The sequence below is a fragment of the Chondrinema litorale genome (assembly GCF_026250525.1).
Taxonomy (GTDB): Bacteria; Bacteroidota; Bacteroidia; order Cytophagales; family Flammeovirgaceae; genus Chondrinema; species Chondrinema litorale.
On record NZ_CP111063.1, the window covers coordinates 45,826 to 61,049 of the forward strand.

A 15,224-nucleotide genomic window follows, 5' to 3' on the forward strand; every position below is an offset into this window, starting at 1 on the left:
AGAGATAGCGCTAATTTAAATGTGCTAGGGTGAGAAAAAAGGCTCTTTGAGCCTTTCTTTCTCTTGTTTTCATTACGGCCTCATCTGTTTAAATTCAGAACCGTCTTTCCATTTTGGGTAAATTGGTTCATTAGCCAACTTTAATCCTAAATCCATATATAATTCTGCATCTTGTACCATACCACCTAAATCCTGTGTTTCAGGTCTGTATTCGTCTGACGGTCTATGATAATCGTTAGATGTAAAGTTATTCATTTGCTCTTTTGCATATTCCTTCCCTTTTTCTTTATGCTCGTAAGCACCACTTGCAAAAAATGCAGGAATACCTACTTTGGCAAAGTTGAAATGATCTGATCTAAAGAACAATCCTGCTCCCGGATGCTGATTTGGCATTATATATCTACCTTGTGTTTTAGCAATTTCTTCTGCATAATCTTCTAGCTCAGATTGTCCATAACCTATCACCGTTAAATCCTTCATTTCTCCAAATGCAGCCATCATATCCATATTAAGGTTTGCCACAGTTTTTTCTATTGGATATACAGGATGGGAAACATAATAAGCTGAACCTAATAAGCCTTGTTCTTCGGCAGTAACAATATTAAACAAGATTGTTCTCTCTGGTTTTATTCCAGATTTTTTAATGTTTTGAGCGATTGCCATCATACAAGCTACACCGCTCGCATTATCAAGTGCACCATTATATATTGAATCATTGTCAATAGCTAAACCAATTCCTAAGTGATCCCAATGTGCACTGTAAAGAATTACTTCATCGGCTTTATTGCTACCAGTTATTTTGGCTAAAACATTTTTAGATTCATCATATTGAAGTTTATTTTCCAACGAAACAGAAACCGACATACCCATAGATTCTGGTTTAAAACCCGGTGTGGCTGCTTTACCAGTGTAATTATCAATACCTGCTGCTTTAAAAAGTTGCGCAGCAGTTTTAAGAGTTATCCAACCTTGAATGGCACATTTCGAAGCTCCTTTATCTTCGCTAACCAGATTAAGCTTTGCTCCAGACCATGAGTTGGCAACCACACTCCACGGATAACCTGCTGAGCGAGTTTCATGAACGATGATGATCCCTTCTGCACCCTGTCTGGCAGCTTCTTCGTATTTGTATGTCCATCTGCCATAGTAGGTCATAATATTTCCTTTAAAGAAGGTGCTGTCTTCACTACCGAAACCGGGGTCGTTTACCAATACAACTGCTGTTTTACCCTTCATATCAATACCTTCGTAATCGTTCCAATTGTATTCTGGTGCAACTATTCCATATCCACAAAAAACAAGTTCAGACTTGTTTAATGATGCCTTTTCAGTCTCTCTTTCTGTATACACGATAAAATCATCCTTCACCTTAAAAGTAAAAGATTCTGCCCCTTTTACTTCCATAGTTTCAGCGGGTATACCGGTAGTTTCTACCATTGGTACTTCCTGAAAATAGCTGTCTCTATTTCCTGGCTCTAAGCCCATTTTCTTAAACTCACTTTCCAGAAAGTTTAGGGTTTTAGTTTCGCCCTCTGTAAATGGTTTTCTACCTTCAAAATCGTCTGATGCCAGAGTTTTGAGGTAGTAAGATATTTCGTCGGCAGTGATCTTACTAGTTTGTGGTTTCTCTTCTCCTTTATTGCAAGAAGTAAAAACAACAGCAAATAGAAAGGTTATGCTTAAACTAACGTTTTTAAAATTCATAATCATTAATGTTGCAGTTCAATTTTATTTAGAGCTTTGATAAAAATTAGCTACATCCCTTTTTAATTGTTGTAGAGATGGCATGTGAATATACATCATATGGCCAGCTTCATAGTAAGTCATTGAGATGTTTTTCTGCAATTTTTCATTTAAGAATAGATGATTAAAAGTGTAGGCTGTAGCAAAGTATGGAGTGGCTAAGTCATAAAATCCATTGCAAACCAATACTTTTAAGTGTGGGTTTTTATTCATCGAAGCTCTTAGTGTATTGGCAACATCTACATATTCATTTTCAACTCCCCAATTCCAAGGTCTCACTCTACCAGTTAAAATTTCGTAGGGAAGATCATTTTCATAATCTAAGTCAGCACGCACATAATCATTAATCGCTCTGGTATAAGGGCCATATATTGTTTTATTATAGCTTGGGTCATACTCAATCTTTCACCTGCTGCATCCAGATCAGTACCAGTAAATCTACCATCTAATCTGCCTACAGTTTTCATATCACTGCGAAGAAACTCTTTGGTAAATCTGCCAATTTCTACTCTTAGCAAAGTTTGTTTAATATATTTTTCTGAAAGACCAGTGTATTTGTTGAGCTTACTTACAATTTCTTGTTTTTCGTTTGCCGGTAATTTATCTCCTTTCATCAGCGTTTGTTTGTAGAAAGCTGGAAGTAATAAAAATGATGAGTAGTAATTGTAAATAATTGACTTTAAGTTTTTGCATAAAGTTGATTGCTTTAGTTCTAAAAAAGCAAATATGCGCAAAAATACCTGAAGCTTAAATTGGCTTATAGATTACTTTTTAATGCTAAAAATAAATGTACTTCCCTTATTTTGTTTAGACTCCAATTTAATCTCTCCACCCATACTTTCTACTAGTTTTTTTACCGTGGCAAGTCCTATACCTGTGCCTTTTTTCCCAAAACGATCTTTCTTACCCAGTGTCTGGAACATTTCAAAGATGTTGGCTTGATGTTTTTTGGGAATGCCTGTTCCATTGTCTTTTACAGCAAATATGTAAAAGTCTTTATTTACCGTACATTTAATTTTTATCTCAGGATTTTTAGAATTATTGTATTTAATTGCATTGCTCATCAGGTTTTGGAAAACCTGAGTAAGAGCCATTCTATTAGAGTGTATTACCGGAAGCGGAGATTTTATATTAAGTTGAACATCTTCAGTTTTTTTTAATAAATTGAATAACTGCTTAACCAGTACTTCTGTATTAATGTGTTCTTTGTTAAGATTGATAATATCTGGAAGTTTTGAGTACTCCAAAATTTCATCTACTAATAATGATAGATTGTTTGCAGATTGTTGTAATAAGCTAAATAAGCGCTTGCCTTCATCATCTAGTTGGTGTGCATGGTCATCAAAAATAATATCACTTAGAGCGATCATGCTCTGCAATGGATTTTTAATATCGTGAGAAGCTATATAAGCAAATTTGTTTAGCTCTTCATTGGCTTTCTTTAGCATTTGCTGAGCATCGATCTGTTGTTTTATTACCCGTTTTAACTCAAGCTGAATTACAACTTGTCTAGCAAGTGAGGTTAATGCTTTTTTCTGCTCTTCATTAATAGAGTTGGGTTTATTGTCAATCACACATAATGTACCCAGTGGGTAACCTGTAGGTGTTACCAGAGGTGCACCGGCATAAAATATCACATGTGGGTCTCCCTTTACCAAAGGGTTTTCTTTAAATCGCTCATCGTTTGTCGCATCATTTACTATTAATAATTTATTAGGTTCTAAAACAGAATATGCACAAAATGCTATATCTCTGGGTGTTTCTGAAATATCAATACCTCTTTTAGATTTAAACCACTGTCTATTTGAATCTAAAAGAGTAATAAGAGATATAGGTGTTCCGCATATTTGAGAAGCTATAGATGTAATATCTTCAAACTCTAGCTCTGGCTCTGTATCGAGTATCTGATATGCTTCTAATGCCTTTAACCTCTCACTTTCATTCTCTGGTAGCTCCGGTTTTATCATGTAGATATACAATATTCATCCTGCACAGGGATGTATGAATAAAATTGACCAAATACATCACACAACATATTGTTGCCGATTATATTATAAATAATTATGAGATTTAGAAAATTAAAAGATGAATATGATTGAAAACTATAGCTGTTTATTGTGCGATTAAAATTAGTTAAAATAATGTAATCACACAACAAGGTGAGTATTAGAAACGGCAACACTTGTAAGAGTCATAATATTTAGTGATACATGGATGTATTTTGTTATACATGATGCCGTCATGAAAGTACAGGATAGTGTTATTAATAAAATAAGCAATCTTTATCATACTCTATTTACCTTATTTTAACTTAAATATGATTATGAATGATTGTTACTCTAAAAGTATCGCTGCAGCAATACTTTTATTTTTTTCAGCAATTAGCATGGCTATCGCGCAGGATAAGAGGATTACAGGTAAAATTGTGGCCGCTTCAGACGGATTGGGAATCCCCGGGGCAAGCATACTTGTAAAAGGTACTACAACAGGCACATCTACAGATGTTAATGGAAACTTTGATTTAATACTACCTCCAAATGCTGAAATGTTGGTGATTTCTTATATTGGTTATGTGTCCAAAGAACTTTCGATTGGTAATCAAACTAATTTCGATATCTCCTTAGATGAAGATGTACAGCAACTAGAAGAAGTAATGGTTGTTGGTTATGGTACTCAGGAAAGAGCAAAAGTAATTGGGGCGATTTCATCCGTAAAATCAGAAGAAATAACATCTGTTCCGGTAATTAGTCCAGACCAAGCATTGCAGGGTAGGGCAGCAGGTGTTACAGTAGTAAACAATGGTGCTCCTGGGCAAGGTGCAACAGTGCGTATCAGAGGGGTAGGTACACCAAACGATAACTCACCACTTTATGTAATTGATGGTATGCCATCTGGTGATCTAAACCAAATTAATCCGAATGATATTGAATCTATGGAAGTATTAAAAGATGCTTCTGCAGCAGCTATTTATGGTTCAAGAGCGGCAAATGGTGTAATTTTAATTACTACTAAAAAAGGTACCAGAGGTAAAACAAGAGTTTCTATAGACTCTTATGCTGGTGTACAAAAAGTGTGGAAAACACTAGACTTGCTTAACACAGAACAATACATAGACTATGCTTCTGAAATACAAACAAATGCAGGCTTATCAGTTCCTTCAAGATTTACAGATACTCAGTGGTCTAGCTTGCTCAACAACAATACAGATTGGCAAGATCAAATTTTTCAGACTGGTGTAATTCAAAGTTACAATGCCAATGTTTCTGGTGGTGGTGAGAATTCGATGTATAATATCTCAGGTGGTTATTTCGATCAAGAAGGTACAATGCTAAACACTGGCTTCGAGAGATATTCTATAAGAGCAAACAGCGAATTTAATGTTGGCAAGAAGTTTAAGGTAGGTCAAACACTTTCTATTGCTTATTCAGAAACTCAAAGTGAACCTTATAATGGTGGTAGGTCGCAGATTGAACATACTATAAAATCAGCGCCTTATTTGCCAGTGTATTACAGCGACTATGTTGCGATTACGGGTTTAGAGCAATCTAATTTAGGAGGTTTTAAAGGGCCAGATCAGGTGGATGATAATGATGCAGAAAACCCTGTAAGTGTTGCAATGCTTAATGATCAACATACTGATGCGACTAAAATATTAGGTACTGTTTACGGTGAATTAGAAATTATTGAGGGCTTAAAGTATAAGTTGTTATTGGGTATTGATATGACCTACGCAGACTACTATACTTTTAGACCTGCTTACGATAATGGTGATTTTCACAATGTAGATTTTGCAGCTATTACTCAAAATAGAAGAAACTACATCTCTCCATTAATTACCAACAGCTTAACTTATGATAGAACTTTTGCAGACAAACATAATTTAAATGTATTGGGGGTTATTGAGAAGCAAACATCAGTAAGTACTAATACAAATACGTCTAGCCAAAACAGTATTTCTAACGTAATTGAACAGCTTACAACAGAAGCACTTTCTGCAACAAGTGGTAGATCTGAATGGGCATTAATTTCTTATTTGGGTAGAGTTAACTACGACTACGATGGTAAATACCTGCTTTCTGCTTCAGTAAGACGCGATGGATCTGCTAGATTCGGCCCCGAAAATAAATGGGGTACTTTCCCTTCAGTTTCTGTAGGTTGGAGAATTAGCCAAGAGCCTTTCTTGCAAAGTGTAGACTTTATCACAGACTTAAAATTGAGAGGTAGTTGGGGGCAGGCAGGTAACCAAAACATTGGTAACTATGGCTATCAAGCAACTATTAATAGCAATTATGCTTATAGCTTCCAAGATGGTGTGTTAGCTTCTGCTTCTACAGTTACAGAATTAGCAAACCCTGCTCTAAAATGGGAAACTACAGAAATGCTAAACATAGGTCTAGATATGTCTGTGTTAGACGGGAAAGTATCTATGGCACTAGAATATTTTGATAATGAAACTCAAGATGTATTAGTGCAAGTTCCTTTGGCTGCTTCACTAGGCCTTTCTGGTTCTCCATATGTAAATGCGGGTACAGTTTCTAACAAAGGTTTCGAAGTAACGCTAGGCTATAGAGATGCAGAAGGAGAATTCCAATGGTCTGTAGATGCTAACCTTTCTCATGTTAAAAACGAAGTAGTTTCTTTAGGTGGTGGTAACCCTATTAATTCATTTAATTTTGAAGGAGATAATATTACGCAAACAATAGAGGGCCAACCAATCGCTTACTTTTTTGGATGGCAAACCGATGGCATATTTCAATCTGATGATGAAGTAGCTGCACATGCAACACAAGATAATGCAGCACCAGGAGATATTCGCTTTAAAGATTTAGCTGGTGCTCCAGACGAAAATGGAAACCTTACTGCTCCTGATGGAGTAATTGATGCAAACGATAAAGTTAATTTGGGTAATCCATTCCCAGATTTTACTTATGGTTTAAATGCCACTGCAAATTATAAAGGTTTTGATTTTACCTTGTTTATTCAGGGAGTTTCTGGTAATGATATCTACAATACCAACATCTACGATTTAGAAGGAATGACAAGAGTATTTAACGCAGGTACTTCTGTGTTAAACAGATGGACAGGAGCTGGTACATCTAATACAATTCCAAGAGGAGTTACTGGTGACCCTAACAGAAATGCCAGAGCATCTAACAGATATGTTGAAGATGGTTCTTTTCTTAGAATGAGAAACATAGCATTAGGTTATACACTTCCAAGCAGTTTACTTGAAAATATTGGTAGCGGATTTATCTCTAATGTAAGAGTGTATGTAAGCTCTCAAAACTTATTTACCATCACCAATTATTCTGGTTATGATCCTGAAATTGGCGGATTTAGAGGAGAAAATACAACATTGCAGTTAGGCGTAGACAGAGGTAACTATCCGCAGCCTAGAACTTTCCTTGGTGGTGTACAAATCAGTTTCTAAGTCAGTTTAATTCATCATTTAAAATTTGATATAAATAGTAATTCCATATAAATATGAAAAGAAAGATATTTTTAACATTGTCGGTAGTATTGCTTCTATTTGGAGCTTGCGACGAAGACGCACTGGATAAAAGTAATCCTAACCAATTGTCTACCTCCACCTTCTTTGAGTCGGCAGCTCAAATGGAAGCAGCAACCAATGCTGCTTATACAAGTTTGCAAACTCCGGGTTTCTACAACAGGTATTATTTCTTTATGAATGACCTAATGGCTCAAGAGTGTTTTGGTATGGGTAGTCTTGGTGCAGATTTAAGACAGTACATCGATTATTCTTTTGATGGTTCAAACCCTGGTTTTCAAGCATTCTGGAATGTAAATTATCAAGGAATTTCAAGAGCAAATCTGGTTATCCAAAATGAGAACACTGTTCCAGAAGAAGCAATTTCAGAAACTCTAAGAAAGAGATATGTAGGTGAAGCTAAATTTATGCGTGCATTTTATTATTTCGAATTGGTTTCCAGATTTGGAGATGTTCCAATGTATACAGAAGTTGCTACTGAGCCTGTAGGTAATCCAAGAACTGCTGCATCAGAAATATACGATCTTATATTTGACGATTTAGATTATGCAGAAACAAACCTTCCTCAAAAATCTACTTACGCATCGGCAGATTTAGGCAGGGCTACAAAAACAGCAGCTCAGGCATTAAAAGGTAAAATAAGATTATTTAGAGAAGAATATGCTGAAGCACTTACTGAGTTACAAAAAGTAATTGATTCTGGCGAGCATTCATTACAAGACGATTTTTACGATAATTTTACTGAAGAAGGTGAACACAATTCAGAGTCAATTTTTGAGGTGCAGTACAATTCTACTTTTGGTGGAGGTGGCGCTTGGGGTGGAGATGGTAGTGGCGTTTCAGAAGTTACTTTCAGAGGACAAGAATATGGGTTTAGTGCATGGAGAAATGTAATTCCTTCTGATGAGCTTTTAGCAGAATTCGAAGAAGGTGACCCAAGATATGATATGTCTTTTTATTTTCCGGGTGATACTTACGGGCCTAACGATGAATTTGTGATTGAAGGGAATGTAACTATTCCTGATGAATTGGGAAGCTGGAGAAAATACCAACGCTACTACAAACAAGAAAGAGAAGATACCAATTCGGGTGTGAACTTTAGAATTATTCGCTATGCTGATGTGTTGTTAATGGCTGCCGAAGCTAAAGCTCAAACTGGAGATGTAACAGGTGGCGTAATACTCATGAACATGATAAGATCTAGACCGAATGTAGATATGCCTTTATATGGTTCTGCCGATATGGATGCTGCTGGTTATCCAGTTTCAACATTAGATGGCTTTATGGATGCTATTGTTCACGAAAGAGCTGTTGAGCTTTGCGGAGAGCAAATAAGATATAGAGATTTAAAGAGATGGGGGTTACTTCCAGAAGTGGTACCTAATTACTCTGCGAGCAAACATGAATTGTTACCTATCCCAAGTCATGAGATAGATGCCAATGAAAATATTAGTCAGGCCGATCAGAATCCTGGTTATTGATTTCTATTCATATTTTACACAGTGTTTTGATTAAACTCCCTGATCCTACTCAGGGAGTTTTTGTTTTAAGTGGCCAAAAAACCACCATCTATATTGAAGGAGCTTCCTGTTGTCCAAGAAGCATCGTCACTCAGTAAAAAAAGTGTAGTGTTGGCAATATCCTGAGGTGTACCAATTCGCTTCATCGGGAGCTTGTTTGCAGTCTCAGCCAAAATCTCATCAGGGTTCGGAAATGCCTCAACAGATGCTTCTAATAATGGTGTTTGCACTTGTGCAGGGTTTACCAAGTTAATTCTTATATCAGGGCCATAATCAGCGGCAACTTGTCTTACTAAAGCCTCCAATGCCCCTTTTGAAGCGCAATAAGCTGGGTGATTTGGAAAGGCATGATGAGCAGCCACCGACCCAATAATTACAATACTTCCACCTCCACTATTTTTAATTACAGGTATCGCATACTTCAGTAAATAAAATACGGCATTTAAATTAGTGGCGATTGTGTTGTTCCAATCTTCAATGCTCAATTTGTCTAAAGCACCAATACCAAGTTGCCCGGCAGAAAGTACCAGATAATTAAGTTGGCCAAACTCTTTAATAGCTAAATCTACAAGAGCTTTGTTGTAGTCAACTGTTTTAATGTCTCCGGCTAACATTTTGGTGGTGGCTTCATTGCGGCCAATTACATCTTTTATCTTATTGGCATCTCTTCCAGATAGAACTAGGTTTACTTTCTCCGATTGTAATGTTAGACTAATGCCTTTACCGATTCCGCTAGTTGCTCCCGTTACAATTGCTGCCTTTCCTGCTAAACCTGTGTACTTCATATTCTTTTTTTATGGGTGAATATAGTTAAAGATGCCTTTTTAAAAGAATAATCATTGAATACAAAAAGGTGTAACTATAGGTATACCTAAAAGTATATCTGTAAGTGTATTTATTGTTATAGAAGTATTCTAAGAATATGTATTATTTCACAATTGATTTATCCGGATTGGATATCCCTTAAAATGGATAAATGCTAATAACTAATTAAATTGTAGCAATCAATATTTATAGAAACATCAGTTTTTAAACTTTATAGAAATGAAAAACAAAAATTACCTTATCCTTCTTTCTTTAATAGTAAGCTTATTTGGAACAGCCTGTTCTTCTAAAAAAGAAGAGATTAAAGAAGATGAACAACCAAAAATGGAAACAGTAAACTACCTCGAAGAAAGTGAAACAGCCAAAGCTGCCAGAATGGAATGGTGGCAAGATGCACGCTTTGGTATGTTTATTCATTGGGGATTGTATGCTGTACCTGCGGGAGAATGGAATGGAACCAAAAGCGACAATATTGGAGAATGGATTATGGATCACCTCCACATTCCGATTGCAGAATATGAAAAGTTTGCTGGAGAGTTTAATCCTGTAAAGTTTAATGCAGAACAGTGGGTTTCAATTGCCAAGAATGCAGGCATGAAATACATTGTAATTACATCTAAACATCATGATGGTTTTGCGCTTTGGGATTCTAAAGTAAGCGAGTGGGATGTAATGGATGCTTCTCCTTATAAAAAAGACATTTTAAAAGCTTTGGCTGATGCTTGCGAGAAAGAAGGTATAAAACTGTGTTTTTATCATTCTATTATGGATTGGCACCATCCAGATGCGCAGTCTATCTTCGAACCAAACTACAATACTGGTAGAGAAGATTCTGTGCTAAGCGAAAACTTTCCAAGATACTTAGAGAACTACATGAAACCGCAAATCAAAGAGTTGTTGACAAACTATGGCGATATTGGTGTAATGTGGTTTGATGGGGAGTGGGTACCAGAGTATACTAGCGAAATGGGCAAAGATGTATATCAATACATCAGAGAAATAAAGCCTGATGTTATTATTAATAATAGAGTTGATAAAGGTAGACAAGGAATGAATGGGATGGATAAAGAAGGCGATTTTGCGGGTGATTTTGGAACACCAGAACAGGAAATACCAGAAACAGGTATGCCTGGGTTAGATTGGGAATCTTGTATGACCATGAACGATACTTGGGGTTATAAATCTTTTGATGATAACTGGAAATCTGATGAAACACTTATTAGAAATCTGGTAGACATTGCTTCTAAGGGTGGTAACTTTCTATTAAATGTAGGCCCTACTGCCGAAGGTGAAATTCCAACACCAAGTGTGGAGAGATTGCAAGCCATGGGAGAATGGATGAAAGTAAATGGAGAATCTATTTATGGTACTACAGCCAGCCCAGTAGAAGCACCTGACTGGGGCAGAATAACTAAAAAAGGAAATACACTTTACTTACATGTTTTTAACTGGCCTGCAAATGGCAAACTGGATATAAGCAACATTGGTGGTACTGCTACAAAAGCAACACTTATGGCAGACAGTTCAGAATTGAGTATAAGCGATACTTCAATTGATTTACCTGCTGCTGCGCCAGATAAAATTTGCAGTGTTATTAAAGTAGAAATATAGGCTAATTCGCAGCCTTAATTTCTGGAACTATAATATTTATGGAAAAAAATAAATTAAGAAAGGTTTCAGCAACCGGACCAATTAAACACACAGGAATCACACTAAAAGAACCAGCCGATTATGCTGCTGGTATTCCCGGAGTTAAGGCTGCATTATCGCATACATTTAAAGAAATGGGAGTGGTTAAATCACTCTCTACACTTTCTCACATGAACCAAAAAGAAGGGTTTGATTGTCCAGGTTGTGCTTGGCCTGACCCAGACCACCGATCTAATTTGGGTGAATATTGTGAGAATGGAGCCAAAGCATTAGCCGAAGAAGCGACAAGCAAAAGGGTTGATGCAGATTTTTTTAGCAAACACAGTGTTGAAGAACTTTCTGAATGGACTGACTTTGAGATTGGTAAAAGTGGTAGAATTACAGAACCATTTTTATTAAAGCCAGACAGTAGCCATTACGAACCCATCACTTGGGAAGAAGCTTTTCAATTAACTGCAAAACATCTCAAAGAATTAGATTCCCCAGACGAAGCCATTTTTTACACTTCAGGCAGGTCGAGTAATGAAGCTGCTTTTTTATATGGTTTGTTTTCCAGGGCATTGGGCACCAACAATATGCCCGACTGTTCTAACATGTGCCATGAGTCAAGCGGAGTAGCTTTGTCAGAAACTTTAGGAATTGGTAAAGGTTCTGTCACCATCGAAGACTTTGAGAAAGCGGAAGTAGTAATGGTGATTGGACAGAATCCCGGGACAAACCACCCAAGAATGCTTTCGGCTTTGCAAAAATGTAAGAAGCAAGGAGGGAAGATAATTGCCGTAAATCCATTGGAAGAAGCTGGTTTAATCAGATTTAAAAATCCACAACAGGTAGAAGGCATTGCTGGCGGTGGTACTTCATTGACAGATATTTTTTTACAGGTTAAAGTCAATCAAGATGTACCACTTCTAAAGCTGATTATAAAAAAACTGGCTAAACTTGAGAAGGAGCAAGGTGGTGTTTTCGATCAGGAATTTATCAAAGAAAAAACCAGTGGCTATGATGCTTTGCTGGCAGATTTAGAAAATTACAATGAAGCTGATCTTTTAAATCAATGTGGAGTTAGTGCTCAACTCATAGATGAAGCCGTTGAATTATTGACTCAAAAGAAGAAGATTATTATTTGCTGGGCAATGGGTTTAACCCAACATAAAAATGGAGTTGAAAACATCAAAGAATGTGTAAACCTACTTTTGCTAAAAGGAAGCATTGGTAAACCAGGAGCAGGAACTTGCCCGGTAAGAGGGCATAGCAATGTGCAGGGAGATAGAACAGTGGGAATTATGCACTATGTGTCTCCTAAATTAAACTCAGCCATTGAAAATACATTTGGTTTTGCTCCACCAACTAAAGCAGGTGTAGATGTAGTAAGGGCGATTGAAGCCATGCACGAAGGAAAAACCAAAGTGTTCTTGGCACTAGGTGGTAACTTCTTATCTGCTGCTTCTGATACATTATATACTGCCGAAGCACTTACGAATTGTGAACTCACAGTTTCTATCAGTACAAAACTCAATCGTACACATTTGGTAACAGGCAAGACTGCACTCATTTTACCTACCTTAGGTCGATCTGAAAAAGACATGCAAGGTGCTAACCAAAGATACCTCACAGTAGAGAATAGTATGGGCAAAGTGCATCGGACAAAGGGCGTTTTAAAACCAGCATCAGGAAACCTAAAAAGTGAACCAGAAATAGTTGCAGGCATAGCAAATGCCTATTTTGGTACTAATCATCAAGTGGAATGGAAAAGACTCGGAACAGATTACGAATTACTCCGTACTAAAATGGAGCAAGTATTAAATGGTTTTAATAATTATTCGAATCGATCTGCTTCTACAGGATTTTATCTTCCTAACAATGCACGAGTGGCAGACTTCTCAAAATTGCCTGATGGCAAAGCACAGTTTTCTGTATGTAAGTTACCTCAACACAAATTAAGTAATGATGAGTTTTTGTTGATGACGATTCGCTCTCATGATCAATTTAACACTACTATATATGGTCTAAATGATAGATACAGAGGGATTCACAATGAGCGCAGAGTGGTTTTTATGAATGAAAGAGATATGCAAAAAGCAGGTCTAGCAAAAATGGATCACATAAACCTGATGAGCTACTACGAAGGGATTGAAAGAAAAGCGGAAAACTTTTTGGTGATACCTTATAATATTCCTCAGGGAAACTTAGCTGCCTATTTCCCAGAAACCAATATTTTAGTACCTCATAACCACTTTGCAGATAAAAGTTATACCCCAATTAGTAAGTCTGTACAAGTAAAAGTTGCAAAGATATAAGTACCTTTTGTCGTCAAAATGGCAAAAAAGCTGCAATTTTTTGCGGCTTTTTCTTTTTATTCCAGAAATATTTTTACTTTTAGTTCACACTAATGTGATATTTCACACAGTATCCTAGTAGTCCAGCAGTTTTACTAACTCATTAAACATATATCTATGAATAAAAGAATACTTACTATACTTTTATTGGTGGCTCTCTTTAATGCATGTAATAGTCACAATACTAATGATGGAAAAAAGATTGACGCTATAAATGTAAATGATTCAACAAAAACTGGCGTAAACAATCTTGCATATAAATGGGGAAAAGTAGTGCTTGAAGCTACTGCTAGAGATACTGAAAAGTTTAAGCCCAGACCAACTATATCTTCAAGAATGCTTGGTATGGTGTTTATATCCATTTTTGATGCTTGGGCACATTACGATGAAAAAGCAATTCCAGTTTATTCTGCCGACATAGAAAAAAGGCCTGTAACAGAACATACACTGGAAAACAAAGAGATTGCGATTAGCTACGCTGCTTATAGAGCATTGAATGAATATTTCTACTCAGACTCAACATTTTTTACAGATTTTATGGTCGATTTGGGTTTAGACCCGAAAGATAATTCACTAGATCCTACTTCACCAGTAGGTATTGGTAACCTTGCTGCAAAAAATGTAATCGAAAAAAGGAAAAATGATGGGTCTAATCAATATGGTGATGTACCTGGTTCAGATGGAACACCTTATTCAGATTACACCAATTATAAACCGGTAAATACACCAGAGAAAAATGTAGACATTAAAAGATGGCAGCCGAAATATTTTGCTGATGGCAAAGGTGGATTTTTTGCTCCTCCATGTCTTACTCCTTACTGGCAAAATGTTGAAACCTTTGGTTTAGAAAGTTCTGATCAATTTAGGCCGGCAGCTCCTCCAGCTATCGGTTCAGAACAATTAAAAAAAGAAGTTCAAGAAGTAGTCGATCTACAGGCTAATCTTACAGATGAAGACAAAGCTTTAGTGGAGTTTATGCGTGATGGGCCAAAGTCTGTGCAGCAAGCAGGTCACTGGTTAATTTTATCTCAGGTAGTTTCTGAGAGAGATCAGCACACTTTGGATGAAGATGTAAAAATGTACTTTTATAATCAGACAACAGCGATGGATGCATTTATTGCTTGTTGGGATTCTAAAATGTATTATGATTTTGCAAGACCATATGCTTTAGTACACGACCAATTTGCCAGTAAGGATATAACTGGTTGGGCAGGTCCAGAAAAAGGGATGGTTACTTTAAAAGGAGAACAATGGAGACCGTATTCACCAGATGTATTTTTATGCCCTCCATTTCCAGGATACGTTTCTGGGCATAGTAGCATAAGTGGAGCATGTGCAGAAGCACTAAAGTTGTTTACTGGTAGTGATGAGTTCGGTTTTGAAGTTCAATTAGTAGCAGGTATACTTACAGAGCCAGATCATGTGGGTGACACGGTAACTTTGAAATTTCCTACATTTACTGAAACAGGAGAAATGGCAGGTATTTCAAGAGTAATGGGAGGCTATCATATTCAGGCAGATAATATTGAAGGTCTGGTGTTGGGAAGAAATGTAGCTCACGAAGTGTGGAAAAAATACAAATACCACATCGGGGAATCTGAAAAGGAAATCTGATACATAAATTATATAGCGCTTTCATTC

Annotated in this window: 10 protein-coding genes; 5 read left to right on the top strand and 5 right to left on the bottom strand. The window is 36.7% G+C overall.

Features of this window, described 5'->3' with window-relative positions; all coding sequences use genetic code 11:
- Positions 1-72 precede the first annotated feature (72 nt).
- From OQ292_RS38815 to OQ292_RS38830, 4 genes are all read right to left on the bottom strand, one after another.
- Complete coding sequence (locus tag OQ292_RS38815; protein ID WP_284689639.1) at positions 73-1,704, bottom strand: M28 family metallopeptidase; 1,632 nt, start codon at positions 1,702-1,704, stop codon at positions 73-75.
- Positions 1,705-1,728: 24 nt separating this feature from the next.
- Positions 1,729-2,079 carry a hypothetical protein gene (locus tag OQ292_RS38820; protein WP_284689640.1) on the bottom strand — a complete coding sequence of 117 codons (351 nt, stop codon included), beginning with the start codon at positions 2,077-2,079 and terminating at the stop codon, positions 1,729-1,731.
- Complete coding sequence (locus tag OQ292_RS38825) at positions 2,064-2,357, bottom strand: hypothetical protein (protein ID WP_284689641.1); 294 nt, start codon at positions 2,355-2,357, stop codon at positions 2,064-2,066. The genes OQ292_RS38820 and OQ292_RS38825 overlap by 16 nt, the downstream gene beginning before the upstream one ends.
- Before the next feature lie 150 nt (positions 2,358-2,507).
- Positions 2,508-3,710 (bottom strand): sensor histidine kinase, encoded by a 1,203-nt coding sequence (locus OQ292_RS38830; RefSeq protein WP_284689642.1) that lies wholly within the window; start codon positions 3,708-3,710, stop codon positions 2,508-2,510.
- A gap of 356 nt (positions 3,711-4,066) precedes the next feature.
- On the opposite strand from OQ292_RS38830, the gene OQ292_RS38835 reads away from it, so the two are divergent.
- Together OQ292_RS38835 and OQ292_RS38840 are read left to right on the top strand one after the other, a co-directional pair.
- Positions 4,067-7,174: a SusC/RagA family TonB-linked outer membrane protein gene (locus OQ292_RS38835; RefSeq protein ID WP_284689643.1), complete on the top strand. Its 3,108-nt coding sequence runs from the start codon at positions 4,067-4,069 to the stop codon at positions 7,172-7,174.
- A 53-nt stretch (positions 7,175-7,227) separates the two neighbouring features.
- Entirely contained in the window at positions 7,228-8,733 is a 1,506-nt protein-coding gene (locus OQ292_RS38840) for a RagB/SusD family nutrient uptake outer membrane protein (protein ID WP_284689573.1), read from the top strand.
- A 65-nt stretch (positions 8,734-8,798) separates the two neighbouring features.
- On the opposite strand, the gene OQ292_RS38845 is transcribed toward OQ292_RS38840, so the two are convergent.
- Positions 8,799-9,557 carry an SDR family NAD(P)-dependent oxidoreductase gene (locus OQ292_RS38845; protein ID WP_284689574.1) on the bottom strand — a complete coding sequence of 253 codons (759 nt, stop codon included), beginning with the start codon at positions 9,555-9,557 and terminating at the stop codon, positions 8,799-8,801.
- Between the two features lie 259 nt (positions 9,558-9,816).
- On the opposite strand from OQ292_RS38845, the gene OQ292_RS38850 reads away from it, so the two are divergent.
- The 3 genes from OQ292_RS38850 (at position 9,817) to OQ292_RS38860 (ending at position 15,197) form a co-directional block, all read left to right on the top strand.
- Positions 9,817-11,208 (top strand): alpha-L-fucosidase, encoded by a 1,392-nt coding sequence (locus OQ292_RS38850; protein ID WP_284689575.1) that lies wholly within the window; start codon positions 9,817-9,819, stop codon positions 11,206-11,208.
- Positions 11,209-11,246: 38 nt separating this feature from the next.
- A complete protein-coding gene (locus OQ292_RS38855) occupies positions 11,247-13,544 on the top strand; it encodes an FdhF/YdeP family oxidoreductase (protein WP_284689576.1) in 2,298 nt (765 codons plus the stop codon).
- A gap of 156 nt (positions 13,545-13,700) precedes the next feature.
- Positions 13,701-15,197, top strand: a complete 1,497-nt coding sequence (locus OQ292_RS38860) for a vanadium-dependent haloperoxidase (protein ID WP_284689577.1) — start codon at positions 13,701-13,703, stop codon at positions 15,195-15,197.
- Positions 15,198-15,224: the final 27 nt, after the last annotated feature.

What these genes read in the sequence shown, in the direction of transcription:
- OQ292_RS38815 (WP_284689639.1), bottom strand. Translation starts at nt 1,704, where the DNA reads ATGAATTTTAAAAACGTTAGTTTAAGCATAACCTTTCTATTTGCTGTT.
- OQ292_RS38825 (WP_284689641.1), bottom strand. Translation starts at nt 2,357, where the DNA reads ATGAAAGGAGATAAATTACCGGCAAACGAAAAACAAGAAATTGTAAGT.
- OQ292_RS38830 (WP_284689642.1), bottom strand. Translation starts at nt 3,710, where the DNA reads ATGATAAAACCGGAGCTACCAGAGAATGAAAGTGAGAGGTTAAAGGCA.
- OQ292_RS38835 (WP_284689643.1), top strand. Translation starts at nt 4,067, where the DNA reads ATGAATGATTGTTACTCTAAAAGTATCGCTGCAGCAATACTTTTATTT.
- OQ292_RS38840 (WP_284689573.1), top strand. Translation starts at nt 7,228, where the DNA reads ATGAAAAGAAAGATATTTTTAACATTGTCGGTAGTATTGCTTCTATTT.
- OQ292_RS38845 (WP_284689574.1), bottom strand. Translation starts at nt 9,557, where the DNA reads ATGAAGTACACAGGTTTAGCAGGAAAGGCAGCAATTGTAACGGGAGCA.
- OQ292_RS38850 (WP_284689575.1), top strand. Translation starts at nt 9,817, where the DNA reads ATGAAAAACAAAAATTACCTTATCCTTCTTTCTTTAATAGTAAGCTTA.
- OQ292_RS38855 (WP_284689576.1), top strand. Translation starts at nt 11,247, where the DNA reads ATGGAAAAAAATAAATTAAGAAAGGTTTCAGCAACCGGACCAATTAAA.
- OQ292_RS38860 (WP_284689577.1), top strand. Translation starts at nt 13,701, where the DNA reads ATGAATAAAAGAATACTTACTATACTTTTATTGGTGGCTCTCTTTAAT.